The organism is Erysipelothrix aquatica (assembly GCF_009828775.2).
Taxonomy (GTDB): Bacteria; Bacillota_I; Bacilli_A; order Erysipelotrichales; family Erysipelotrichaceae; genus Erysipelothrix; species Erysipelothrix aquatica.
The window spans coordinates 70560-96058 of the sequence record NZ_WTSY02000004.1 but is presented as its reverse complement, the minus strand read 5'-3'; the positions used below and the strand labels follow the sequence as shown (position 1 = coordinate 96058).

General features: G+C 39.1%; 23 protein-coding genes and 1 riboswitch. Of the genes, 22 read left to right on the top strand and 1 reads right to left on the bottom strand.

Annotated features, from left to right (window positions below; all coding sequences use genetic code 11):
* Positions 1 to 220: 220 nt before the first annotated feature.
* The 8 genes from GVV20_RS02215 (at position 221) to GVV20_RS02180 (ending at position 7883) form a co-directional block, all read left to right on the top strand.
* Positions 221 to 2200 (top strand): InlB B-repeat-containing protein, encoded by a 1980-nt coding sequence (locus tag GVV20_RS02215; RefSeq protein ID WP_159812800.1) that lies wholly within the window; start codon positions 221 to 223, stop codon positions 2198 to 2200.
* Between the two features lie 94 nt (positions 2201 to 2294).
* Entirely contained in the window at positions 2295 to 2828 is a 534-nt protein-coding gene (locus tag GVV20_RS02210; protein ID WP_159741144.1) for a ClbS/DfsB family four-helix bundle protein, read from the top strand.
* A gap of 85 nt (positions 2829 to 2913) precedes the next feature.
* Positions 2914 to 3010: riboswitch (purine riboswitch) on the top strand.
* Positions 3011 to 3038: 28 nt separating this feature from the next.
* Complete coding sequence (locus GVV20_RS02205) at positions 3039 to 3296, top strand: hypothetical protein (RefSeq protein ID WP_159741143.1); 258 nt, start codon at positions 3039 to 3041, stop codon at positions 3294 to 3296.
* A 131-nt stretch (positions 3297 to 3427) separates the two neighbouring features.
* Positions 3428 to 5194 (top strand): adenine deaminase, encoded by a 1767-nt coding sequence (gene ade / locus GVV20_RS02200; RefSeq protein ID WP_159741142.1) that lies wholly within the window; start codon positions 3428 to 3430, stop codon positions 5192 to 5194.
* A gap of 18 nt (positions 5195 to 5212) precedes the next feature.
* A complete protein-coding gene (locus GVV20_RS02195) occupies positions 5213 to 5644 on the top strand; it encodes a GNAT family N-acetyltransferase (protein WP_159741141.1) in 432 nt (143 codons plus the stop codon).
* A gap of 12 nt (positions 5645 to 5656) precedes the next feature.
* Positions 5657 to 6454, top strand: a complete 798-nt coding sequence (locus GVV20_RS02190) for a DUF3100 domain-containing protein (RefSeq protein WP_159636026.1) — start codon at positions 5657 to 5659, stop codon at positions 6452 to 6454.
* Between the two features lie 10 nt (positions 6455 to 6464).
* On the top strand, positions 6465 to 6947 hold the full coding sequence (locus GVV20_RS02185; RefSeq protein WP_159636023.1) for a hypothetical protein: 483 nt from the start codon (positions 6465 to 6467) through the stop codon (positions 6945 to 6947).
* A gap of 3 nt (positions 6948 to 6950) precedes the next feature.
* Positions 6951 to 7883 (top strand): nucleoside hydrolase, encoded by a 933-nt coding sequence (locus GVV20_RS02180; protein WP_159741140.1) that lies wholly within the window; start codon positions 6951 to 6953, stop codon positions 7881 to 7883.
* 55 nt (positions 7884 to 7938) lie between these two features.
* On the opposite strand, the gene pbp4b is transcribed toward GVV20_RS02180, so the two are convergent.
* Positions 7939 to 10095, bottom strand: a complete 2157-nt coding sequence (gene pbp4b / locus GVV20_RS02175) for a penicillin binding protein PBP4B (protein ID WP_159812798.1) — start codon at positions 10093 to 10095, stop codon at positions 7939 to 7941.
* A gap of 445 nt (positions 10096 to 10540) precedes the next feature.
* Here pbp4b and GVV20_RS02170 point away from each other — a divergent pair, with 445 nt between their 5' ends.
* The 14 genes from GVV20_RS02170 to yhfZ all read left to right on the top strand — a co-directional run bounded on the left by GVV20_RS02170 (position 10541) and on the right by yhfZ (position 25490).
* Positions 10541 to 12289: an ABC transporter ATP-binding protein gene (locus tag GVV20_RS02170; RefSeq protein WP_159740331.1), complete on the top strand. Its 1749-nt coding sequence runs from the start codon at positions 10541 to 10543 to the stop codon at positions 12287 to 12289.
* Positions 12290 to 12292: 3 nt separating this feature from the next.
* The gene (locus GVV20_RS02165; RefSeq protein WP_159740332.1) at positions 12293 to 13069 is read left to right on the top strand and encodes a TrmB family transcriptional regulator; all 777 of its coding nucleotides are present in this window, start codon (positions 12293 to 12295) and stop codon (positions 13067 to 13069) included.
* Between the two features lie 238 nt (positions 13070 to 13307).
* Positions 13308 to 14777, top strand: coding sequence for an ABC transporter permease (locus GVV20_RS02160; protein ID WP_159740333.1), 1470 nt, complete (start codon positions 13308 to 13310; stop codon positions 14775 to 14777).
* 12 nt (positions 14778 to 14789) lie between these two features.
* Positions 14790 to 15479, top strand: a complete 690-nt coding sequence (locus tag GVV20_RS02155) for an ABC transporter ATP-binding protein (RefSeq protein WP_159740334.1) — start codon at positions 14790 to 14792, stop codon at positions 15477 to 15479.
* Positions 15472 to 16899 (top strand): PASTA domain-containing protein, encoded by a 1428-nt coding sequence (locus GVV20_RS02150; protein ID WP_159740335.1) that lies wholly within the window; start codon positions 15472 to 15474, stop codon positions 16897 to 16899. The genes GVV20_RS02155 and GVV20_RS02150 overlap by 8 nt, the downstream gene beginning before the upstream one ends.
* A 196-nt stretch (positions 16900 to 17095) precedes the next feature.
* Positions 17096 to 17449: a PRD domain-containing protein gene (locus tag GVV20_RS02145; protein ID WP_159740336.1), complete on the top strand. Its 354-nt coding sequence runs from the start codon at positions 17096 to 17098 to the stop codon at positions 17447 to 17449.
* Between the two features lie 2 nt (positions 17450 to 17451).
* On the top strand, positions 17452 to 17811 hold the full coding sequence (locus GVV20_RS02140) for a DUF2620 domain-containing protein (RefSeq protein ID WP_159740337.1): 360 nt from the start codon (positions 17452 to 17454) through the stop codon (positions 17809 to 17811).
* Positions 17812 to 17828: 17 nt separating this feature from the next.
* Positions 17829 to 19124 (top strand): YhfT family protein, encoded by a 1296-nt coding sequence (locus GVV20_RS02135; protein WP_159740338.1) that lies wholly within the window; start codon positions 17829 to 17831, stop codon positions 19122 to 19124.
* A gap of 1 nt (position 19125) precedes the next feature.
* Positions 19126 to 20139: an amidase family protein gene (locus GVV20_RS02130; RefSeq protein WP_159740339.1), complete on the top strand. Its 1014-nt coding sequence runs from the start codon at positions 19126 to 19128 to the stop codon at positions 20137 to 20139.
* 10 nt (positions 20140 to 20149) lie between these two features.
* The gene (locus GVV20_RS02125) at positions 20150 to 21034 is read left to right on the top strand and encodes a phosphotriesterase family protein (RefSeq protein ID WP_159740340.1); all 885 of its coding nucleotides are present in this window, start codon (positions 20150 to 20152) and stop codon (positions 21032 to 21034) included.
* Position 21035: 1 nt separating this feature from the next.
* Positions 21036 to 22142, top strand: a complete 1107-nt coding sequence (locus GVV20_RS02120) for an aminotransferase class V-fold PLP-dependent enzyme (RefSeq protein ID WP_159740341.1) — start codon at positions 21036 to 21038, stop codon at positions 22140 to 22142.
* Positions 22133 to 23287, top strand: a complete 1155-nt coding sequence (locus GVV20_RS02115) for an alanine racemase (protein WP_159740342.1) — start codon at positions 22133 to 22135, stop codon at positions 23285 to 23287. The genes GVV20_RS02120 and GVV20_RS02115 overlap by 10 nt, the downstream gene beginning before the upstream one ends.
* Positions 23280 to 24497 carry a phosphopentomutase gene (locus GVV20_RS02110; protein ID WP_159740343.1) on the top strand — a complete coding sequence of 406 codons (1218 nt, stop codon included), beginning with the start codon at positions 23280 to 23282 and terminating at the stop codon, positions 24495 to 24497. The genes GVV20_RS02115 and GVV20_RS02110 overlap by 8 nt, the downstream gene beginning before the upstream one ends.
* Before the next feature lie 69 nt (positions 24498 to 24566).
* A complete protein-coding gene (gene yhfZ, locus GVV20_RS02105; RefSeq protein WP_159740344.1) occupies positions 24567 to 25490 on the top strand; it encodes a GntR family transcriptional regulator YhfZ in 924 nt (307 codons plus the stop codon).
* Positions 25491 to 25499 lie beyond the last annotated feature (9 nt).

The window sequence follows — 25499 nt, the reverse complement described above, 5'->3', positions numbered from 1 at the left end:
CTTTATCATAATCTTATTTTAGTTAAAATACTATGACAATATGATGAATTCACACTATTATGATTGTATCAATTCATTTGATGAAAATTGGTTGTAGTTGACGCGGCGATTTTGATTTAATAATTGAAATGACATGTTTATGACATGGTTGAGGCTTTTTAACACATCGAGTACATTTAAACTACATTTCTTATTAACATACTATTAAGAGGTGAACATTATGAAGAAAATTACTAAATTAGGATTTGCACTTTGTATGGTATTCCTATTGATGCCAATTATGAGTGTAAACGCATCTGGTAAATCGATTGAAGATTATTTTAGTAGACCTGAAACAGCGCAAGCTGTAGGTCGTGAACTTAAAAAGAACGAGAATATTACCGAAAATGATTTACGAACTGTGAAACAACTATCACTGTACGAATCCGATGGTTATGACTTTTTTGATACTGACTTAGAACAATTAGAAAATTTAGAGTCACTGTCTCTAAGTAACACTGGATGGACTTCCTTAGAGGGTATTGGCGGGTTGCAAAACTCGTTAAAGTCACTGAGTCTTGCAAATCTATTAATTGAAGATATCGCGCCATTGGAAGAACTTGAAAATCTTCAAACATTAACGTTTACGGAACAGTCAACTGTCACTCACAATGCGATTGCGACAAATGGAGATTTTTTAGCTCCAATCGAAAATCTAAATTTACTGACATTGACATCTTTATTTGCTCCTTTTAATGATGAGCATTTGCATTCGATATCACATATTGAATCGCTGACGAATTTAACATTGAAGCATTCGATGATTACAAGTATTGAACCAATTGCAAACTTAACAAATTTAAAGGCATTGAATTTGAGTGATTCACAGTTAACGGATTTAAGAGGAGTTGAATCCATGCATAACTTGAGTACGCTTAATGTTGGGGTTGGAGATCGAGGTCGCGAACGAAATCAAATTACAGATTTTAGTGCTTTGATGTACCCTTATTCAGAAACAGGTGTGCGCCGTAGGCTCTATGTTGATGGTCTTACGCCTATGTTAACAATGACATACGATGCCGAAAACGATGTGTATTATTTGGATTTAGATAGCATCATTCCACCGACTGCATCACCTGGATACGAGCCGCTCAAATTGAAAGACTACCATATTCCGTACTATGCTACTTTTGATGGTGATTCCCGCGTTGTCTATGATAAAGACCACGTTGAAGAGATTATTGACTCTGGTTACATTGATTTTTCAGCAGGGAATTTCTTGTTTGTGTCTAAAGACGGCACTTACGATGCTGAAGGTATTATGTGGACTCGTATCAACAGTGTCGATCTTCCTGAACCCACTTATCATACCGTCTCATTTAATAGTAATGGTGGAAGTGACGTAGCATCACAACAAGTCCTTGACCAAGGAAACGCTTCGGAACCTAGTGTCCCAACACGCGAAGGTCACACCTTTGAGGGATGGTTTGCTGACCCTTCATTGACGCAAAGTTTTGACTTTGCCACAGCAATCGATGCGGATAAAACTCTCTATGCAAAATGGCACAAGATTGAGGTATATCATACTGTTTCATTTAATAGTAATGGTGGAAGTGACGTAGCATCACAACAAGTCCTTGACCAAGGGAACGCTTCTGAACCAAGTGTCCCAACACGCGAAGGTTACACCTTTGAGGGATGGTTTGGTGATCCTTTATTGACTCAAAGTTTTGACTTTGCCACAGCAATCGATGCGGATACAACTCTCTATGCAAAATGGCACAAGATTGAAGTATATCATACCGTCTCATTTAATAGTAATGGTGGAAGTGACGTAGCATCACAACAAGTCCTTGACCAAGGAAACGCTTCTGAACCAAGTGTCCCAACACGCGAAGGTTACACCTTTGAGGGATGGTTTGGTGATCCTTTATTGACTCAAAGTTTTGACTTTGCTACAGCAATCGATGCGGATACAACTCTCTATGCAAAATGGCACAAAACAAGTACTGAAATAACGGAACAACCTGGTGATTCGGATCACGATAACGACAAGCCTGGAATTGGTTTTGACAATGAAGATGAGGTCATTGTAGAAGAAATACTTCCGCAAACGGGACTGAATCAAAGTAGTAATGTTATTTTGGCAACACTCGTGATTTTAAGCGGATTACTGACATTGTTTGTAAGTATAAAAGGAAAAGAACATAAAGACTCCTAAATCGGGAGTTTTTATTTATTTAGAATTGAATACATAACATTTGTTGCTGATGTATAATTTAAATATATTATTGTTAATCTAAAAGGAGAATAGAATGGCAAGACCAACAACAAAAAAAGATTTACAAAGTGCTGCTGAAAACTCATTTCAAAAACTGCTGGCGTGTATCAATGCGATACCTGAAGCCGTGATTTTAACACCACTACAATTTAATGACGACAAATTGAAAGAGGCTCATTGGCGCCGTGATAAGAGTGTAAAAGATGTCCTTATCCATCTATATGAGTGGCATGAACTACTGCTCCATTGGGTTCAAAATAATCTTGAAGGGAATGAAGTACCATTTCTTCCTGAGCCATATAATTGGAAAAGTTATGGTGCGATGAATGTGACGTTCATTGAAAAGCATCAGCTGACATCTTTTGAAACGGCAAAAGCAATGCTCATTGAAAGCCATACACAAGTTATGACTCTAATCGATACATTAAGTAATGATGCTTTATTTTCGAAAGCTTACTTCAGTTGGGCCCCAACTTCAACAGTGGGAAGTTATTGTGTTTCTGCTACCTCTAGTCATTATGAGTGGGCATATAAGAAACTGAATAAACATTTCAAAATGAACTCGTAATACGTTATGTGCTATAAGTTGATTTTTCTTTAACAAATTATGAAGACGAATCTTTGACATAAATATTGTATGTCCCTTTGAGTATGGTATACTGTCTGTATTCCGTTATATAATGTCCAAATTGGTGGACAGTCTCTACACTTAACCGTAAATTAAGTACTATGACGTATTCTACGTTTGAGATATCGGAATTAGAGTAAGGAGATACTGATGAATCAGATATCTTGTTTTTCTTGTTTCTCAAACAGTGAAACACTAAACCTACATCAAAGCAATCAGTTTACAGAATTCATTTCTAATTCTGATTTTTTTGTTGTAAGTAACAAGATATTGCAAACATCAGTTTTTATCAACTTTGACACAGTTGCATGTGTGGCAATTCAATCGCTTTTATCGACATTAAGAATTAAAAAAACAAAGAACCTTTTTCGAGGCATGCTTCAAAGCGTGCTTCATGATGCAAACTAAGCACGAAAATGGTTCTTTTTTTGTTGCGTTAAAGGCGCCGATGTTCGTTTAAAATTACGGGATTAAACAACATTGGATAGTATAAGTGTTAAAGATGCTGTCCTTGCTGAGTTTAAGTTGGGAGGCTCGTTATGAAGCTAAAATACATAAATAAAAGTAAGCTGATTGCGACTGCACGTGGGGACGTGCAAGCGGATATCGTGCTTAAAAATGCTCAAGTTCTAAATGTTTTTACTGGAGAGATTCGTTTAGGCGACATCTATGTTTCAGACAATGCGATTGCGCACGTTGAATATGAAAATCGCGACACGGTTGATGCAAAAGAAATTATTGATGTGGAAAACAAATTTGTTATTCCAGGATTGATTGATGCACATATGCACATCGAATCCACAATGCTTACGCCGCGAAACTTCACGAAGGCAGCATTACCGCATGGGACAACAACGATTATTACAGATCCGCATGAAGCTGCAAACGTTACAGGTGTTCGTGGCGTTCAATATATGCATGATAGTGCTGAGGGTCTACCGATGCGCCATTTTGTAGATATTCCGAGTTGTGTTCCGTCAGTACTCGGACTTGAAAATTCTGGTGCCGAGTTTGGGGTTCCAGAAATTGAGACTCTTGCATCGTTGGATCGTGTTATCGGCCTTGCAGAGGTTATGGATTATTTGGGTGTCATTAATGGTGAAGCACGCATGATGGATATTATTGCTGCATCTGAACAACGTGGTCTCTTTATCCAAGGCCATGCACCATCAGTGTCCGGTCGTGATTTGTCTGCATACATTTGTGGAGGACCACGTAGCTGTCATGAGTCACGATCTGGTGCCGAAGGTTTGGAAAAACTTCGTTCGGGTCTGTTTGTGGATGCACGTGAAAGTTCAATTACGAAAAATGTCAAAGACATTTGGGAAGCTGTAAAGGGTTCACGCTATTTAGATACCTTATGTTTATGCACAGATGATAAAGAAGCTGAAGATGTTTTAGTACATGGTCATATGAATGAGGTTGTGAATGCTGCAATATCTTATGGGATGGACCCAATAGATGCGATTCGTTGTGCATCATTCAATACAGCACGCGAAGTCCAAATTGATAATCTTGGAGCTATCGCACCAGGTCATATTGCGGATATGCTTGTTGTAGACTCATTGGAAGCAATTCATCCATCACGCGTTTTCTACGAAGGAAAACAAGTTGCATCTGAGGGTTCATTAGATGTCGAAATTCCAACACATATGGATCCAATTGAGTTAGAAAACACAGTATTTGTCGATGAACTAAATTTGAGTGATTTTGAAATCGTAGCTCCAATTGAAAATGGAACAATCATGATGCATGGTATCGAATATCATTCACCACATTCTTCAATCACAACAGTATCTCAGTTTGAAATGGAAGTGGTTGATTCAAAAGTTATGCTTCCTGAAAGCTTCAATTTTGTGGCTGTTGTGAATCGTCATCAGAATAACAACGGTATCGCATTAGGCATTGTAAAGAATTTTGGCATGCAAGGTGGTGCATTAGCATCCACAGTATCCCACGATTCGCACAACCTTACGATTGTATACAACAATGCAGAGAATGCACTCTGTGCAGCAAACGCATTAATGCATCAGGGTGGCGGTATGTCAGCAGTTAAGGATAATGAGGTCTTGCACACATTGGATTTACCAGTCTTTGGTTTAATGTCACATCTCGAAGCTGAAGCATTGGCTATTGAAAATCGAAAGATGAAAGATGCAAACCGTTCATTGGGAATGACCGATTTTGTGAATCCATTGATGCGAATTACGACTTTATCACTAATCGTGATTCCTGAAGCGAAGATGTCAGACTTAGGTCTCGTAGCAGTTAGTGCAAAAGAAATAAAGCCATTATTTATAGGATAAGTTGAGGACTAAGAGAGCATGAAAACGATTATTCAAAATGTCAGAAGTATGCCCGAATGGAATGCTCTAAAAACAATTCGTAAAGAAGTCTTTGTCTTAGAACAAGGTTTGGATGAATGTGTCATTGAAGATATCCATGATGAAACATGCATCCATATACTTTATGAAGATGCAGGTAAAGTTGTGGCAAGTTGTCGTGTTCGCCAAGAGGGTGATGTTGCCTACATTGAACGTGTCTCCGTAGCCAAGGATTATCGCAATCAATCGCTAGGAAAACAACTCATTCAAGAAGCGGTTAAATTTATTCAGTCAAGCAGTGCATTATTGATATCAATTTTTGCACAAACACAAGTCAGTCCGATGTATGAAAAACATGGTTTTGAAGTGAGTGGAAATAACTTCCAAATCTATGGAACATCACACATCAAGATGATTAAACATATAGTCTAAAGGGAGAAAACAATGAAAAAGGACAGTAACATCTTATTTATAGTTTATATCATGATCGTTATTGCAATATCGGAACTAATCGGTATGCAATTCGTCAAAGTGGGAAATCTTACAATTCTCATTCTGCCATTGGTTTTTGCGGTACTCATTACAATGATTATTGGGATACCAGCATGGCGTAAAGGAATTATCCAAAAGATTTATTCTGATGCAAATATCAAATTTGCGGGGAGTAATTTAATTTTTATTATGTTACCGTTGATGGCTCGTTATGGCGCGGATGTAGCACCAAAGATTAACGAAATCATGCAATATGGATGGGTATTCCTATTACAATCTGTAGGGAATATTGGAACAGTAATCTTAGGGTTACCAATTGCACTGTTATTAGGTCTAAAACGTGAGGCTATTGGTGCAACTTTAGGAATTGGTCGTGAAGGCGAGTTAGCGTATATTTCTGAAAAATTTGGACTAAATGGTGAAGAGGGTCGTGGTGTCTTATCCATGTATCTTGTTGGAACACTCTTTGGTGCATTATTCTTCAGTTTCATTCCACCAATTTTAAATGCCGTAGGCTTTGACTATCGTGCATTAGCCATTGCTTCTGGTTTAGGATCTGCAAGTATGATGACTGCAGCATCTAGCTCAATTGTTGGACTACACCCACAGTTTGCGGATACCATTACATCATTTGCCGGTGCAAGCCAGCTCGTAACGAGTTTTATGGGAACCTATATCATGGTATTCCTCTCGATTCCATTGATGAACTTTATGTATAAAATCTTTAAAAAAGAAAGAGCTATAAACTAGGAGGCCCATCATGATTACAATTATAAAAGAACAATTACCACGTTTGAAAATGCTATTAGTAGGTGCGTTTTTAATTTTATTCACACAGTCAATTAAACTGATAAAAAATCCTGCATCAACACCTATCACAAAAGAAACGTTCATGGGATTAGGAGTTCTTGTACTTTTCTCATTTGCAGGTCTAATAATTACTGAACTTATGAAAAAAACGGGCATTAAGATTCTGGCAGATTTTCCCGTTCTTGGTTGGGTATCAATTACTTCTTTAGTTTTCTGCCTTATTTCACCATTTTTTATTACGGCAATTGGTGGTGTTGATTTCTTATCAATTACGACACCGGTTTTGGCTTTTGCGGGAATTTCAGTAGCGAATAACTTGGGTGATTTATCGAAGAACTCATGGAAATTTATTATTGTTGCATTGTTTGTATTCTTAGGAAGTTATCTTGGTCGTGCAATTATTGCGCAACTCGGATTATGGATTATTGGCTAAGTGATGAAGAAACTAATCTTAGATGTGGATACAGGAATTGATGATAGTATTTCACTTGCTTATATTTGTGGACAACACGACGTCGATCTCTTGGGTGTCACGACAGTTTATGGTAATGTTGATTCAGAAGCGGCAGCACGTAATACGAAGAATCTTCTAAGTTTATTGGGTAGGGATGATGTCGGTGTTTATCAAGGTGCGGAACACGCGTTGCATACTGAGGGATTTACCCAACAACGTGGGGGTGCAGTTTTCCATGGACTGAACGGTATCGGCGACGTTGAGTTAACACAAAGTGATCGTGCAATTGAGACAGTGTCGGCTGTCGACTTTCTTCTTAACATGGCTCATATCCATGATGAAAAGATTACGATTGTTGCAAGTGGTCCACTGACAAATCTTGCACAGGCGATTAAAAAGGACCCATCGACGATGCAACGATACCAGCGAATTGTTTTGATGGGTGGAGCGTTTACTGTTGTAGGAAATGTTAGTCCAGTTGCTGAAGCCAATATTTTTCAAGATCCACACGCTGCGAAAGTGGTTTTTGAAAGTGGTATCCCAATTACAATGATTGGGTTGGATGTCACCTCTCGTGTGATTTTAAGTCGCGATGATTTGAAGCAATGGGAATCAAAGAATGATGTGTCAAAAGTGTTGTTACAAATTATGGATCATTACTTCAAGGCACACGAACTTATTTATCCCCAATGGGGTGGTGCTGCAATGCATGACCCACTTGCAGCAGTCGTCGCATTGCATGAAGATGTCGTTCGTACAATTACGGTTCCCGTAACCGTATTAACGGAAGAGAAACAATTCGGTCGAACCGTACTCGATTTAGCAAATATTGAGGATCAGCAGGCGCATTCTGTAAATGTTGCCCTTAATGTGGATATTGAATTGTTCAAAAAATATCTTCTTTCTGCCATCTAATCACAAAAAAAGGTACTGATTCGTCAGTACCTTTTCTTATCGAAGTAATATAATTCTATTTTTGTCGTAAACTGTATTTTCTCAAAATGACGCCAAGAACAATAAAGGCTGCAGCGACGAATACGAGATTGCTTGCTTGCATTCCAGTTGCAGGAAGTGTCCCTTCTGGTGTCGTTGGTGTTTCTTTGTCTGTAGTAAGTTTTAAATTACGAATTGCATTATTTAAAGTTAGAGTTGTTTGGTCTACTGCACTTTGTGTTGCAGTATCATCCTTGAAAATGATTTGTGCTTGTTCGAGTGCAACTTTTAGGGCATCGAGAGTGTCTTTTGTGTAAATTGCGGTGTCAATTGCTGTGGCTCTTTCGATAGCTTCTTTTAAATTTGCTTTGTCGACAGTTGGAATAACCTCAATATCAATTAAGTTATCAAGTGCTGCTTGTAATTTCACAATGAGAGCATCAACTGCTTCTTGTGTATAATTACCGGTTGCAAGTAATGTCGTCGCTTCTGTTGTTGCATCTGTTAAAGTAGCAACACTTTCTGGCGTATAAAGATTTGTATCAATTGCCTTTGCTTGTTCAAGGAGTGTTTCAAGTCCACTGACATCAACGCTATCCTCAAAGACTAAATATTTCGTATCTTCTGCAAATGTTGGTTCTAAAATTGTAATCATATTTTGAACCTCATCACTTTGTAGATAAGCACTGGCTTGTGTATCATGCGGAGCTCGTGTTTCAAGAACGCTGATAAGTGCTCTTAAGGCGTTACGTTTACTTGGTGTTGAGGTTGATGTTAAGGTGCTGAATTCAGATTGAATCATACCCACAAGATATTCGTGAGCTGTTGTATCATCTCCCAAACCTAACGCTTGGTACACTAATTCAGAGACCATGCCATATGCATTAGTATTGAAGTTTTTAGTATAGAAATCGTTGGCTCCAGGTCCCATGATAGGTGTGTTTCGAGAATTGGTCATTAGTGCTAATGTTACGTTATTATCAGGGTCGATGAGTGTTAATGTTCCAGTCCATCCAGTATGTCCGATAGTGTTTTTGCTTGCAAAATTGGAGAATGCCCAACCGTAACCATTAGTATCACCTTGACGACGCCATCCATAACCGTAGGTATCATTAAGGGTACTTGGCGCTACAAATTTATCAATAGTATCTTGAGTAAAGAAAGTCTGACCATTGACAGTTCCTTGATTTAACATTGCTGTTGCAAGGATTGCAACATCTTGAGCTGTTCCAAATAACCCAGCATGTCCTGAAATTCCACCCATTGAGTAGAATGCTTTCTCATCGTGAACTTGTCCAGTTACAACCTCTGTTCGCTCATTTTCGAAAGAAATTCGCCCATCACGTGTATTTCCGTGCAGTTCGGATGAAACGGTGTCTTGTGTTGTAAAACCATGGTCTAACGGATTAAAAACTAATGAATCAAGGCCAAGTGGTTGATAAAAGTTTTCGTACACATAGGTGTCTAAGCGTTGTCCGCTAACTGCTTCAACGATAGCTCCAAGTAACATAAAGTCAACATCAGAGTATTTAACAACTGATCCTGGTTCCGAAAGTAAAGGCGTTTTCAACATCATCTCTAAAGTTAAGTCTCGGTCTTGCGAGAAGAGATAGTTTGATCCATCACTTTCGAGGTTTCCAGTATAATTTTGGTTGTGATATTGTGGATCCGGGGTGAATCCCGCATCATGTCGGAGTAAATGACCAACAGTGACGAGGTGTTTCGATTGAACGCCACGCCCATCATTTACAAATTCAGGAAAAATTGATACGACGGTTGTATCAAGCGTAATTTTTCCTTGATCTACAAGTCGTTGCATTGCATAGACCGTTGCGTACATTTTAGTATTACTTGCAAGGTCGAATAGCGTGTCGGGTGTAACCTTGGTTCGTTGTGCCAAAGGTAAAACCTCGATTTGGTCGAGAATGCTTGCGCCATTTTCGTCGTAAACATTTTTGTAGTTGTTCGTGTATCCATAGGCTGAGTTTTTGACTAAAGACCCATCTTTAGTTACGGCAACTTGAACTCCCGTAAGTCCATATCGCGTTTCAGCGGTAATTATTTGATCAAGAAGTTCGAACATTTCAGGCTTTGCAACAGGTGCTGATGTTTCAGCATTTATAGGTGTTACAATCGTTAAAAGCATTGCGAAAACGAGTAATGTGCTCGACACTACTTTACTTACATATTTCATAATTTCCTCCTCTAAAATTATAAAAAGAGCCCAAGGTAAAATCCCTGGGCTCTTGCTTAAGTTGCAACTTAATGGCACGCCACATGCATAGATTAGCCTATATATTTTCGGTTGTCAATCAAAAACAGAAATTTATGAAAGTGCATACAATCCACTAATTAGTGGATATCCGCGGTATGAGTGGGTTTAACGACAAAATAATTTCTCAAAAATATATAAAAAACAGAAATATAATTTCATTTGGAATTTTGTTGATTAGTGAGCTTATTTTTTATAAAAGAGTCCATTCAAATGTAGGATGCTTAACCAGACAAAAATCGAGTAATTTCTTCCCTAAAAATGAAAATCATTAAGCATAGATAATGAAACATTTAGCACAAAGATTGACAATTTTAGAGATAGGTCTATACTAGTAGTTGCAATAAGTACTACTAGGGGGTTGTGTATGAAAAATAAACCTAAACATAAAACAAGTATGGCCCAATTTGTGATCGATCGCTTAGGCGATCAAAAGATTACCGTGATGATAATTGTGGTTGCATTATTGGTGATGTCGTATCTTCAATTTCTTATTCCACAAGTAACACGTTCCGTTATCGATGATATCATTCCCAATGGCACAGCTAATGAATTGTGGGTTCAACTTGGCGTTCTTTTCGCATTAACGGCGGGACTTGCGCTTATTAATTATATCTCAAACAATGCAATTGCAACTGTAAGTCAGCGTGCTATCACTGATTTAAGAAATGAATTGTATGCACATATTATGAAACAGGACTATGGCTTCTTCGAGACGATTAAAACAGGAGATATCATGGAACATATTTCAGCAGATGTGACGAATGTGCAAGAATTATTTTCCAACAATTCTTTTGGATTAGTTGGTAGCATTGTCACTTTTATATGGGTCCTAACCTATCTCTTTATTCAGGATTGGTTGCTTGCCCTTTGTATTTCTGTAACATTCCCACTTCTATATTTTATTAACCGTTTCTTTAAGCAGCGTCTTAAAGTAGCATATCGAGCTGTGCGCCATGCGTCATCGCAGATCAATCAGCATTTACATGTTAGTTTGACTTCTATTGGTCTTATAAAGAATTATGCGAATGAACAGGGGGAGGTTCAAAAATTTGAGGCATTGACTGCGGATTACGATTACCATATTGGTGTTGCGGCAACGCTCCAATCGGCTTACGGTCCTACCCTTTCAATGGTGGATGTTATCGGTACAATCTTAGTTTTAGCCTATGGTGCACCCAAAGTCATGAATGGAACGATGACACTTGGTGTTGTGGTATCCTATATGTCTTACCTTGTCTTGCTACAACGGCCTATGCGTTCGTTCAGCTCGATTGTGAATCGTGTTCAACAAGCGCGCGTTTCTTTTGATCGTATCCAACGTTTGTTTGAAGTCCAACCTAAGATTGTGAACAATTATATGGCATTACCAATGGTGCGTCGTAATGAGATTCAATTTAACAATGTAGTATTTCATTATTGCGATGGTGAGCCGGTTCTCAATGGCTTAAATGTGACGATACCACATGGTAAGATGACTGCCCTTGTGGGTGCGTCGGGAAACGGCAAGACGACACTTACGAAACTCTTAATGCGTCATTATGACATCGTATCTGGAGAAATTCTGATTAATGATGAGGATATTCGAAATTACGAAATTGCCTCATTACGCCAAAATATCGCAATTGTTACTCAGGATGTGGATATCATGGATGGAAGCATTTATGAAAATATTACCTATGGAGCTTACAGTGCATCCATGCGAGATGTTGTGAGTGCAGCGCGTTCGGCCAACATTCTATCATTTATTAAATTGCTTCCGGATGGATTCGATACACAAGTTGGTGAACGCGGTCTTAAATTATCGGGTGGACAGAAGCAACGGATTGCGCTTGCTCGTGCTTTCTTGAAACAAGCTCCCATTCTGATTTTGGATGAAGCAACAGCATCCCTTGATAACGAGTCAGAACGGTATATTCAAGCATCCCTAGACGAACTTCTTGTGAACAAAACAAGTTTAGTCATAGCACATCGATTGAGCACAATCCGTAACGCGGATAAGATTCTTGTGCTTGAAGGTGGTATAATTATCGAAGAAGGAACGCATGATGAACTTATCAACAAATCAGCACGTTATGCACAAATTTATGAATCTCAATTTAGGGATAAGGAGTAAGTAATGATAAAAGAACTTATGGCTCTGGGACTGACAGAGATTGAATCGAAATGTTATCTTTTCTTAAATGATAATCCTAACCAAACAGGATATGAAGTTTCAAAGCACATTGGTGTCTCTCGATCGAATGTTTATGCATCATTGAGTGCATTGACTCATAAAGGGATTTGCCGTGTCCAAGAAGGCAAAAGTACCACCTATAGTGTCGTTCCAATCGAAGATGTCTTAGATCGCTTGAAACAAGAATTTAAGCATTCCGCAAGTATTTTAAAACGCGAACTTCAAAAGAAACAAAAGGTAAATTTTGGATTTTACAGCTCGCAAGGGACTGACGCTGTAATGGCAGTAATCAAAACGAATATATCAAAAGCACAATCTCAAATTATTGCGGATTTGTGGCCGGAAGATCTTGCAATGATTTTGCCACTTCTAGAAGAAGCCCAAGATCGAGGTGTCACCGTTTATTTATCTACATTTGAACCAGTTTCGACCACACTTAATAATCTAATTGTGGATGAAGACACCCGTAAAGAAGGAGAGCATAGTAATTTTTCGATTCTTTGTGATGGTCAAAAAGTTGTCGTGGGAAGTTTGGACCATCGGCTTCAAGCGAGTGCAATCGAAACGCATCATCCGGCCATTGTCCAATTGGTTCAATCTGCCTTTGATCATGATGTTATCATGACACAATTGATGCATAAACATCGTGATGTCTTAGAATCCGATTCCCCTGATGGACTTCAGGAACTTGTGACCCAATATCTTCAAAAAAATCGTTAAAGCACCCAAGGTGCTTTTTTTAATATTTCATCGTTTTATACACAATAACTTCATACAATTCTCGCCTCAAGATGTGAATTATGTTTTCTGCATAAGACGTTCAATGCTATAATAACGGTACATATGTATGAATGTATGGGTGGGCATAATTCATAACGGGTTCAGCAGCAATATAACGCTGACATATTATATTGGATGATGACTTTCCTGTAGATAATTACGATTAAGGAGAGATACAATGAATCATTTTAAAAGAGCATGGCTTAGTGTCATTCGTCGTAAGGGCAAATCATTAATTCTTTTAGTCCTTATTTTTGTATTGGGAAATGTCATTGCCGGTGCATTCTCGATTCAACAAGCTTCAAAGAATGTTGAAAAAACGATTAAGTATCAGTTAGGGTCAATCGCCACAATTGCGCTTGATAATGATGCCATCATGAAAGAGATGGAAACAAACCCTGATTTTGATTTCTCAATTAAAGGACTCAGTGTTAAAGACATTGAGACGATTGGAGCCACAGATAGCGTTAAATACTACGACTATTCAATCATGGCAACACTTCAGTCGGATACGATAAAAAATGTTGAGTCGAATAATCCAGGAGTGCTTCGTCAAAGTCCAACGGAAGGACAACAACGTTCTATGTTTGAACTTCGAGGCATCAACAATCCGAATGTTACGTTGATAACAGAAGGAAAAATCAGCCTTACCAATGGTCGTGTTTTTAATGCAGATGAAGTCAAGGCTGGAAAATTAGTGGTTATGGCATCAGAGCCGTTTATGAAAGAAAACAATCTATCTGTTGGGGACATGTTAACACTCAGCAACATTATTACTGGAAGTAGTGAAAATGGTGAAATGACAGATGTTGAAAAACGTGATGTGACCTTTGAAATTATTGGAACCTTCACATCAGAAACCATTAAAGAAAAAAAAGAGAACGATATCAATGCGCAATTCTTCCAAGGTCAGTATGATAACTTACTACTTACGCCGAACAAAGTCGCTTATGAAGAAGCAGCGTATGCATTAGAGGGATTCCAAAAACAATATCCAGAAATGTTTGAAAATCAAACACTAACGACGGAAGAGTTTATTATGCAATATGTATCGCCTGTTTTTGCCTTAAACGATCCTAAAGATGTAGAATCCTTCAGAGCAGCAGTTGATCCAACCTTACCAAAATTCTATAAAGTCAATACATCAAGTGATGCGTATGATTCCATCGCAGGCCCAGTAAAAGCTATGGATTCGATGGCGCAGATTACGTTAATTGTGGCAGTCAGTGCAACGATTCTCATTCTAAGTTTAGTGATTGTCCTTTTCTTAAGAGATCGAAAACATGAACTTGGGGTTTACTTATCGCTTGGTGATCGGCGTGGACGTGTTGTGGGTCAGATTGTCATGGAAGTGATGATGGTTGCATTTGTGGGGCTGACCTTGTCACTGGTCACAGGAAATTACTTGGCAAAAGGGCTATCATCCAATCTTATGAAACCATCGGATGATCCGATGTTTGGGATGCCGATGTACAACGAATTCGCATCGGACCTCAACGAAGGCGATGTGCTGGAAGCTTATAAAGTTGAGTTAACACCAGAATATGTTGGTCTTTTCTATCTTATTGGATTATCTGTAACAGCAGCAAGTACCATCGTACCGACGGTATATATTACAAGACTTAATCCAAAGAAAATCATGATGTAGGGAGGGTAAATTATGTCATTAATCGAAGTTGATAAAGTAGAGTTTTATTATCAAGACGGAGATCAGCGTCGCTATATTCTTCGGGATGTGGATGTCCGTTTTGAAAAAGGAAAATTTTATGCAATCCTAGGCCAATCGGGTTCAGGAAAAACAACACTGTTGTCGCTAATTAGTGCGATGGAAGAACCGGCTGGCGGGCGAATTTTGTATGAAGGGGACGACCTCAAGACGATCGGCTATGAGTCTTATCGCCGTAACAATGTCGGTATTATATTCCAAAGTTACAACTTGATACCCCATCTCACCGCTCATGAAAATATTTTACTGGCAATGGGGATTACGGATAATGAACTGCCAGATGGTGAAAGTATGGTCGCTTACAATCTGCTGGATTATATTGGTATTACAAAATCGAAGGCGGATCGTTTAGTTACGAAACTGTCAGGTGGGGAGCAACAGCGGGTAGCGATTGCTCGATCACTAGCAACCAATGTTGATCTTATCCTTGCGGATGAGCCAACCGGTAACCTAGATGAAGAAATGGAAATGGAAATTATAAATATCTTCAAATCATTAGCGCATGAACATAATAAGTGTGTTGTTGTCGTTACACACTCAAACGAGGTTGCATCGCAAGCAGATGAAGGATTTTACCTTCGAAAAGGAACGATGCGTCCGATTCAAGTAGGCAGTGATGAGTGACTTCCTCAAAAAGTTTAGTCAAGAGAATTATGAAAAAACGACGAATCAAGAAAAAGAAACACACACCAATGATGAAAAGCTCGATGACAACACTTTAAATTCAACACCTATAGACTCAGAAATGGAACAAAAATACGAAGATACTACCGAAATTGAGATTGCAAAACCAGCTCTCGAAACAGAAACCACGCGCAAATCGTTGGATGACTATAAACGTGAGGATGCGAGTGACTCGAAGGGCGATGAAGAAGTCGAAATTGATGATACCTACAAGGCACGAAAACGAAAACAATACATGATGATTGGTGCAGGCGTTACGACGGCTTTAATCCTCGGCTTTATACTCTTCTATTTTATGACCACGGTGAAGTATCCTAATTTTGCGGGGAAACCAGTTACAGAATTCCAACAATGGGCTAAAGAGAATAGTATTAAAGCAGCAATTACTGAAGAATATTCGCTTGTAGATGATACTGGAATAATAATGAAACAAGTAACTTCTGAAGGCAAACGTGTTAAGAAAGGGAGCACACAAGAACTTGTTGTGAGCAAGGGTGCAGACCCGCAACAAGTTGTACCACTTCCTGATCTGACTGCAATGAATGAATCGGAAATCAACACATGGGTTAAAGAAAACAAAATGGAGAACATTAAAGTTGTCCAAGAATACAGTACTAATGTTGCAAAAGGAAAGTTTATCCGTCAAGAAATTCGTGATAAAGACGTTACCCCTGAGACTTTGAAACGTAAAGATACCGTAACGATTTTTGTGTCAAAAGGTGCAGAAGTATACACCAAAGATATCAAAGTTCCTGACTTTAAAGGAAAAACAAAAACGGATGTCGAAGCGTGGTATAAAGATAAGAAGTTTATTTCGGAGTTTGTTTACGAAGAAGGCTATGATGACAAACTGGAAGTTGGCATGATTATTTCCCAGGGAACAGCTCCTGATACTCAAGTGGGTAAAGATGATGTGTTAACGTTTGTTGTTTCAAAAGGTAAGGCAATTTATGTTCCGGACTTTTCCCAGATTTCTATGGGCGAGTTTAAGGAAAACCCTCCAACGGGAGTCAATGCAATGTTGAAGGAATGGTACAGTGGATATGCTTATGGAACCTTCTTAGAGCAAAGCATTCCTGCTGGAACAAATATCGCCGGAACGCAAGACGCATCAGTCAAAGTTTATTATTCAATTGGAAAACCTTATGTAGGGGACCTTGTTGGCATGAAAGAGAATGATCTTGCTGCTTATTTCTATGCATTTAGAGATCGCGGCGCAAATATTAGTTACTCTGTCTCATATGTGTCGCCTGCTGGATGCGAAGCGAAAGGTACGGTAGTTGGTGCAAGCAAGTACAGTCAGTATGTGGCGATGGAAGATCATGTATCTGTGACTGTAAGCAATGGAAGTTGTAATTAAATTGATGATTTGAAGGAGAAACAGTGATTCCCGCTGTTTCTTTTTTTATGTGATTCGGAACAAAAAGAAGCAAAATGAATAATGATAGCGCTTAAATAATTAAAGTAAACGATTACATTTCGATTGACAAAGCATTTTTGACTGAATATAATGAAATTATAGTTGAATATACAATATTTTGTACATAGGAGGTTTTGTGGAAACGAGATTGAACATTTTGCTTGAAAATAATGTCATTGATGCCGAGGTTTACGAGTACGCAATGAAGATATTTCAAGAGTATGCACTGGAACATAACTGGAATGAAACTGCTACTGAGGTTTTCTTAACACATCTTGCGATGGCATCACAACGGATTCGAAATGATGACGTAGTTGCACCAATGGATGATTTCATTCTTAATGAAATAAAAGAAAGTGATCATTTCGCATCAGTTCTTGAAGTCACCGAAAAGATTCTCGAACACTCACAAATTCCGTTCCCGGAATCAGAAAAGCAATACATTTGGTTACATCTAACCAATGTACTTAATAGTCAACAGGAGGACTAAACATGATTAAAATTGTCGTTGGTGGACAAATAGACAAACAAGCAATTGCGGAGTTAGCAAAAAAGATAGGAGGAGACAGTGTATCGATTGAAGTAAAAAGTGATCTTGATGCTGCTATGGCAATGAAGAGTGGTCAATACGACTATTACATAGGTGCATGCAATACTGGAGGCGGTGGCGCTCTTGCTATGGCGATGGCATTACTTGGTTCAGATCTGTGTTCAACAGTATCCATGCCAGGATCAATCAAGGATGAGTCATTCATGATTGAAGAAATACAAAAAGGGAAAAAAGCATTTGGTTTTACTGCACAACACGCTGAAGTGGTTGTGCCAATTCTCATTCGAGAATTCATCAAATAACCTAAAGGAGAAGAACTATGGAATATATTATTATCATGGCAATTGGTGCTTTGGCATCAATTCTTGCCAATAAAGGTATTGCAGTCTTTAACGACGGATTTAGACCCGTTGTGCCACAATATTTTGAAGGTAAAATTAGCCGTAAAGAATTAGCAGCAACCAGTTTTGCAATTAGTTTTGGACTTGTCGTCGGATTTGGAATTCCAACGTCAATTGCTGCTTCAATTATCCTCATACACTCAATCTTATTGGCAACTGATATTATTGGTACGATCTTTAAAGATGATTTAACAGGGTTAATTCTGTCGGGTGTTGTAGGTGCTATTTATGGCGCAGCAATCCTTGGTGGATTACAGTTCGTTGTTGATCTTTTTGCAGCGATGCCATTTAACTTCTTAACAGCACTTGGAAGCGTAAGTGCCCCTGTTACCGTCGCGTTCGCAGTGTTCCCAGCGGTAGCAATTGCGATGCAACATGGATTCAAAAAAGGAATGATTACAGGAATTATTACTGTTCTTGTGTGGTTCGTCGTTAAGAAATTTGGAATCTTCACACTTGGTGGCGCTAAAGTTGCTTTAAATGCTGAAGGAATCTCAATGCTTGTTGGAACAATTCTTATGGTTGTTTTCGCAACACAGAACAAACAAGACTCCAGTACTTCAAATCAAGATTTAACCAATGTATTCTCAGGCCAAGTTGCGCGCATCCAAAAAAACTGGTGGATTCTTGGAATCATGGGTGGACTTATTGCCGCAGGGACAAGTCTTCTTATCATTGCGGGTGACCCAACATCTTTAGCATTAATGTCTGAAGGTCAAATGACCAGTGCAGCGATGGCAGCCTTTGCGCGTGCAATTGGGTTTGTACCACTCGTGTTTACAACGGGAATCGTTACAGGCGTTTACGGTCCTGCTGGAGCAACATTCGTCTTCGTAGTGGGTATTGCATTACATGGTAATCCACTGCTTGCATTTGTTGTGGGTGCAGCTGTTATGGTTCTTGAAGTATTCTTAATTAATATCTTTGCGAAAGCAATGGATAAATTCCCAGGTGTTCGTGAAATGGGTGAACATATTCGTACTGCAATGAGTCGAGTACTTGAAGTTGCATTGCTTGTTGGTGGGGTTATTGCTGCCGATAAAATGGCTGCAGGTATTGGTAGTTTATTCGTTATCGGATTCTACTTGTTAAACAAACAATCCAAAAAACCTATTGTGGATCTTGCAGTTGGACCGGTCGCGGCGATTATCTTCGGTATTCTCTTGAATATTTTATTGCTTATCGGACTTTGGGCATTACCAGTCGTAGCGTAGTATGACAAACAAAGTTTCTTCATTTGCATTACGTACCTATCAAGCGCTCGGTGAAAAATCTGTTGTCGAAACTAATGTACAAAAAATTGTAGATTGTGAACAATGGCTCAATCGTGAAGAAACATGTTATTACGTTGGTGTGAAAAACACCAACGTAATTCCTCTTGAATTCTTAGAAATGCTTGAGACACATGGCTATTTAATGCATACTCGCGATGCTATGGCCTTGAACGGACGCGCAATCGACTTAGAGCTTGTTAATCCAATTACAGGTCGCTACATGACGGGATCATCAAGTGGTACAGCGATAAATGTTTTCAAAGGGATTAATGACATAGGAATTGGTACTGATGGTGGTGGCTCCGTTTTAGCACCAGCAGCGGCGCTTAACTTGTATGGATTTATCAGTCCCTTAATTTGTAATGATGCATTGTCAAAATATTCAAAAAAATCAACCGACAACATCACGTTTCAACCATCCATTGGGTTTATGACTCGAGAGTTTGAGGTGTTACGGGATGTGGTTGCGCTAACGTTGCCAACAGAGAGCCAGACATTGTGTAACGTTGTTGTGAGTACACCAGATTTTGAACCGTATCAACAATGTTTGCAAACAGTCCAACACCATTTAGAGGTCTCGAATTATACGAACCTACGCTATATCAATACCAATCGATCAATGATGATCGATGAGCTTCGTCATTTTGACTTTGATACATCGGTGTTAATTACGTTTGAAGGTCCGATTGATTTTATTGAATATGGTGATTCTTTATCAGGACACTATGATGCACTAACCACTGCTAAGCAGTCACAGTCACATAAAAATTATCTGAAAGTGATTAACATGTTAGGACTCAGTGCAATTAGCATTCCAACATCGCAACTCAGTACCAGTATATTAATGATTTGCAAAAGTGACCCTACTTACATTCGGGCGATGATGGCTTTTGCGCAACAAATTCCTTTTGAGCGATCTGCGCTTGAAAGTCGCTATTTTACACCACAAGAGTAAGGAGGCTTATATGACATTACTTAAAGATGGCATCACACTAATTCATGAACATACAACAATTGATTTATCAAAGGTGAAAAACAATCCGGATTGCTTCCTCGATTGTTTTGACGAAACCGTTCAAGAGTACAAAGAATTGTACGATTTGGGTGTTCGTAATATCGTTGATGTGACCGCAAACGGAATGGGCCGCAATGTTGAGTACGTTAATAATGTTGCAGCGGCAACAGGTATTAATATTTTACAGGCAACCGGCTTTTATAAAGAACCTTTCCTTCCAGATTTTGTCTACACAATGAGTATCGAGGAACTGGCAGATTTTATGGTTTCTGAAATCGAGTCAGGAATTGATGGGGGAACAACACGTGCAGCTTTAATTGGAGAAATCGGAACGAGTAAAGACGTCTTTGAACCGATGGAACGCAAGGTATTCGAAGCATCCGTGATTGCAGCAAAACGTACAAATACCGTTATTTCGACACACACTTCGTTAGGAACACTCGCCCTCGAACAAGCTTCGTTCTTTGTTGAGAACGGTATTGATCCGTCACGAGTTATCATCGGGCATCAAGATCTTTCAGGAAATCTTGATCAAATTAAATCTCTCATTGATCAAGGATTCAATGTTGCGTTCGATACAATCGGAAAAAATAATTACTTTCCGGATGCAACGCGTGCAGATTTTCTCTTTGAACTTCAAGAACTTGGGAAATTGGATTTCATTACGTTGTCGCTAGACATTACCCGTAAATCAAATTTTAAATACCAAGGTGGTATTGGTTATACATACCTCTTTACAGATTTTTTACCAATGCTACAAAAAAGGGGCATCACCGAAGCTTCAATCCACAAGATGTTAGTGGAGAATCCGCAACGAATATTTGGAGGTCAATAACATGAAAGCATTTCCGTTACAAAGTATGAATCTTGAAGCAGCGACTAAAATGCAGTTTAAACTCGTCGATAGTATTACAAAGTATTTTAATGGGTATGAAATTCTACAACAAGGGGACTTGGGGGTTCATCCATCAGGGAACCAACCGGAAACAACCCGTAAAGTAGAGCGCGTTCTCGCAGAATTTTTTGAGGTCGAAGATGCGTGTTTCGTTCGTGGTGCAGGAACTGCAGCAATACGAGAAGCTTTTGCAAGTGTCGTGAAAGCGAACGATACGGTTTTAGTACATGAGGCTCCAGTTTACTCCACCACCATCACAAGTTTTGAAATGCTTGGAATTCAAACACTATCCTGTAATTTCAACGATTTAGAGGAACTCGAATCGACATTGCGAAAGAACCCAACGGTTCAAGCGGTCTTAGTGCAGTACACACGCCAACAACTAGCGGATAGTTATGACATGGAGCAAGTGATCACAACCATCAAGAATGTTAGCCCCGATTGCGTCGTTATCACCGATGATAATTATGCAGTCATGAAAGTCCCTTTTACGGGTGCACAATTAGGTGCTGATTTGTCATGTTTCTCAATGTTCAAACTATTAGGTCCTCAAGGTATCGGATGTGTGATTGGAAACCAAGCATACGTCGAAACGATACGAAAATTTCATTATTCAGGGGGAAGTCAAGTTCAGGGATTCGAAGCATTGGATGCTATGCGTTCGTTAGTTTACGCACCCGTATCACTTGCCATTCAGGCAAAGCAAATAGAAGCACTTGCAAATCACATTAACACAGTCGGTGTTAAAGGTGTTGCAGAAGCTGTCATCGTGAATGCTCAGTCAAAAGTAGTGTGTGTTCGCTTTGATCAACCGATCGCTAAGGCTGTTTTGGAAGAAGCAGCAAAACGAGGTGCTGCAGCATATCCGGTAGGGGCTGAAAGTAAGTTTGAAGTAGTTCCGATGTTTTATCGTGTTTCCAAAACAATGCTTCAATCCGACGATCAATTTGAATCATATTGGATTCGAATTAATCCAATGCGTAGCGGTCATGAAACAGTATTACGTATTTTAGAAAGTGCAGTTGAGCAGGTGTTATCATGTTTATAGATGTTTTAAAACGCCGGAATCCAGAATTTTTAGATACCGTCCGAAAGATGCACCAAACAGGACAATTAGAGCCGGATACCTATGTTGTCGATATGGACATCTTACGCCAAAATGCGCAAAAAATACTCACTGAGGCTTCTGCTGCAAACATTGATTTGTACTTCATGCTTAAACAATTGGGACGTAATCCCGTAATTGGACAAGAACTGGTGGCAATGGGTTATCGCGGGGCGGTCGTCGTAGATTTTCGTGAAGCGGAAATTATGATGCGCCATAATATTCCACTTGGAAATGTTGGTCATCTCGTGCAAACACCCAAACATATGCTTGAGCGTGTTATGGCCTATGGAACTGAGGTTTTTACCGTCTTTTCTTTGGATAAGGTTCGAGAAATAAATGAGACAGCACAAAAATTAGATATGATTCAAGATGTGATTGTGAAAGTGGCATCAGAAAATGATTTGTATTACAGTGGTCAAATGTCAGGGGTAGACTTAACGGAACTTGATGCATTCATAGCAGCGACACGACAAATGACGCATATTCGTATTGTTGGGGCTACTGCTTTTCCTTGTTATCTTTACGACACCCAAACACATAAGACACAAGCAACACCGAACTATCAAACTGTCATTACCGCAACTGAGATGATGGAATCCCAAGGACTTGAAATTAAGCAAATTAACGTTCCTTCCACAACCTCGGTCTCAACATTAAAAATTATGGCTGAAGGAAAAGGGACAATGGGTGAACCAGGTCATGGTTTAACCGGTACCACTCCAGCCCACGCATATCGTGATTTGGAAGAGTTGCCAGCTGTACTTTATCTCAGCGAAGTCTCACATAATTTTAGAGAAAAAGCTTATGCTTATGGTGGGGGACATTATCGTCGTTCGCATGTTAAAAATGCACTTGTTTATCACCATGAACTTGAAATCATAGATACTGTGGTTCCTGTAGATGATGATAGTATTGACTACTATTTTGAATTAGAGCATGAACATGAAGTGAGTGCGACGGTTATCATGGCCTTTCGTTTTCAAATGTTCGTGACACGTAGTAAAGTTGCACTTGTTGAAGGCATTCATTCAAATTCACCACGCATCATGGCCGTGTATGATGGATTGGGGAAACCTTATGAGTAAGAAACGCTTCATCGTAGTAGTCTTGGATAGTTTTGGAATTGGTGCGATGGACGATGTTGTGAAAGTGCGTCCGAATGACATTGGTTCAAATACATGCCTTCATTTGCTTGAATATCCTCATACAAAGTTTTGGCCCCATCTTCAAGAATTGGGTCTTATGAACGCATTAAATCAAGATGTCGTTGGCTTTGCGAAGAGTTCCAATGCTATTTTTGGCCGGAGTGAACTGAAACATTTTGGTGCTGACTCCTACTTTGGGCACCAGGAAATATCCGGTACAAATCCTAAAAAACCATTGTTCACACATATCCAAATTCATTTGGATGACATCGAGAAAGACTTAACGGCATCAGGATTTAGAGTTAGTCGCATTGCACAGGACGGATTACAAGTTCTTAATGTCAATAATATGATTATTATTGGCGATAATATGGAAACGGATTTAGGACAAGCGATTAATGTTGTGGGAGCGATGGATACCTGTGGATTCGAAATGATACAAGAAGTGGGGCATATTGTCCGAGAACATGTCAAAGTTCCCCGTGTAATTGCTTTTGGTGGGTCTGATGTGACGATCGACCGCATTAAAGCAAATATCATCACGAAGGATGGGTTTATTGGTGTTGATGCACCAGCATCTGGGGTCTACGACTCAAATTATCATGTTGTGCATATTGGGTACGGTGTGGACCATACCAAACAGGTACCGCTTGCACTTGCACGCATTGGAATTGAGAACCATTTTTACGGTAAGGTTGAAAATATTGTTCACAACCCACTTGGTACAAACTATCCATGTGTCGATACTGCGGATACACTTAATGCCTTAATTAACGATTTGGATATTTATGATGAAGGGTTCTTTTTCTTAAACATTCAGGAAACGGATCTGGCGGGTCATGGTGAAAACCCGGAACGCTATATCGATGTTTTAAATATTGCGGACGAAAGATTGGGTGTTTTAATGTCCAAACTAACAGCTGACGATATTCTAGTCGTCATGGCGGATCATGGAAATGATCCGACCATAGGTCATAGTAAACATACACGGGAAAATGTTCCAATACTTATTAAGCGAATCGGTCACGAAGGTCTAACAGACATCGGGACACGGCGTACAATGGCGGATGTTGGTCAAACTGTTGCTGATTATTTTGGCACAGAAATTGAGTTTGGAACCTCCTTCTTATCTGAAATTGAAAAGCACTGAGAAAGTGCTTTTTTTAACATAGGAAGCATCAAACATATTTGTTATAATATATTAAAGAAAGGAAGTTTTATGACACCAAGAAGAAAATTGATGACAAAAAACGCCTTAGCAATTGAATATCTAGCAAAGGACTTCATAAGTAGAGATATTGGTTCTAAAATTCTCACAATTTCTGAGTATGAAAAAATGATTGATGTTGCCCGAGGTACAATTCAAAATGCCATTAAACAGTTGGTCGATAGTGGTGCAATTGCGGTAGAATCTCGTGGTCAATTAGGAACATACTTATCTCACAAAGATTTGAAGTTGTTACTTGAGTTTGCTGGAATTTCATTTTTGGTTGGGGTAATGCCACTACCATATTCTCGAACCTACGAAGGGCTGAGTACCGCTTTATTAACAACAATGGAAAATACGCTAAATATTCCTGTCAATATGGCGTATATGCGTGGTGCACAACAGCGGATTGAAATGATGCTTAATGGTCGATATGATTTCGCAATCATGTCAAAATATGCAGCCCTAGCATTTCTAAAACACGATACTAGCATTGAAATCATTAAAGAATTCTCTGACCGAAGTTATTTATCGGGTCATATTATTCTGTTTTCGAAGGATTCGTATCGTGATATTGAGGATGGAATGCGTATTGGGATTGATCATGATTCCATCGATCAATCGTCATTTGTCCGAGAAATATGTGCAGGCAAGCATGTGGAGTTTGTAGAAATTAAATATAATCAGTTGATAGAGTCGATACAAAATGGCGTTATTGACGCAACAGTATGGAATGAAGAAGACCGTGCTATTGAGCTCAATGCGCTCAATACCATTCCGCTAAATCTTAAGAATAACGATAACCGGATCGCGGTAGTTGTTATCAATCGAAATCGAAAAGAGTTAGGGGCGGTCATGAATGCCCTGATTAGTGTCGATGTCGTTACGCAAATTCAACAGGATATTATTAATGGTACATTGATTCCCAGTTACTAAAAATAGCAC

Coding starts and splice junctions, on each gene's coding strand:
- GVV20_RS02215 (WP_159812800.1), top strand. CDS start 221: ATGAAGAAAATTACTAAATTAGGATTTGCACTTTGTATGGTATTCCTA.
- GVV20_RS02210 (WP_159741144.1), top strand. CDS start 2,295: ATGGCAAGACCAACAACAAAAAAAGATTTACAAAGTGCTGCTGAAAAC.
- GVV20_RS02205 (WP_159741143.1), top strand. CDS start 3,039: ATGAATCAGATATCTTGTTTTTCTTGTTTCTCAAACAGTGAAACACTA.
- ade (WP_159741142.1), top strand. CDS start 3,428: ATGAAGCTAAAATACATAAATAAAAGTAAGCTGATTGCGACTGCACGT.
- GVV20_RS02195 (WP_159741141.1), top strand. CDS start 5,213: ATGAAAACGATTATTCAAAATGTCAGAAGTATGCCCGAATGGAATGCT.
- GVV20_RS02190 (WP_159636026.1), top strand. CDS start 5,657: ATGAAAAAGGACAGTAACATCTTATTTATAGTTTATATCATGATCGTT.
- GVV20_RS02185 (WP_159636023.1), top strand. CDS start 6,465: ATGATTACAATTATAAAAGAACAATTACCACGTTTGAAAATGCTATTA.
- GVV20_RS02180 (WP_159741140.1), top strand. CDS start 6,951: ATGAAGAAACTAATCTTAGATGTGGATACAGGAATTGATGATAGTATT.
- pbp4b (WP_159812798.1), bottom strand. CDS start 10,095: ATGAAATATGTAAGTAAAGTAGTGTCGAGCACATTACTCGTTTTCGCA.
- GVV20_RS02170 (WP_159740331.1), top strand. CDS start 10,541: ATGAAAAATAAACCTAAACATAAAACAAGTATGGCCCAATTTGTGATC.
- GVV20_RS02165 (WP_159740332.1), top strand. CDS start 12,293: ATGATAAAAGAACTTATGGCTCTGGGACTGACAGAGATTGAATCGAAA.
- GVV20_RS02160 (WP_159740333.1), top strand. CDS start 13,308: ATGAATCATTTTAAAAGAGCATGGCTTAGTGTCATTCGTCGTAAGGGC.
- GVV20_RS02155 (WP_159740334.1), top strand. CDS start 14,790: ATGTCATTAATCGAAGTTGATAAAGTAGAGTTTTATTATCAAGACGGA.
- GVV20_RS02150 (WP_159740335.1), top strand. CDS start 15,472: ATGAGTGACTTCCTCAAAAAGTTTAGTCAAGAGAATTATGAAAAAACG.
- GVV20_RS02140 (WP_159740337.1), top strand. CDS start 17,452: ATGATTAAAATTGTCGTTGGTGGACAAATAGACAAACAAGCAATTGCG.
- GVV20_RS02135 (WP_159740338.1), top strand. CDS start 17,829: ATGGAATATATTATTATCATGGCAATTGGTGCTTTGGCATCAATTCTT.
- GVV20_RS02130 (WP_159740339.1), top strand. CDS start 19,126: ATGACAAACAAAGTTTCTTCATTTGCATTACGTACCTATCAAGCGCTC.
- GVV20_RS02125 (WP_159740340.1), top strand. CDS start 20,150: ATGACATTACTTAAAGATGGCATCACACTAATTCATGAACATACAACA.
- GVV20_RS02120 (WP_159740341.1), top strand. CDS start 21,036: ATGAAAGCATTTCCGTTACAAAGTATGAATCTTGAAGCAGCGACTAAA.
- GVV20_RS02115 (WP_159740342.1), top strand. CDS start 22,133: ATGTTTATAGATGTTTTAAAACGCCGGAATCCAGAATTTTTAGATACC.
- GVV20_RS02110 (WP_159740343.1), top strand. CDS start 23,280: ATGAGTAAGAAACGCTTCATCGTAGTAGTCTTGGATAGTTTTGGAATT.
- yhfZ (WP_159740344.1), top strand. CDS start 24,567: ATGACACCAAGAAGAAAATTGATGACAAAAAACGCCTTAGCAATTGAA.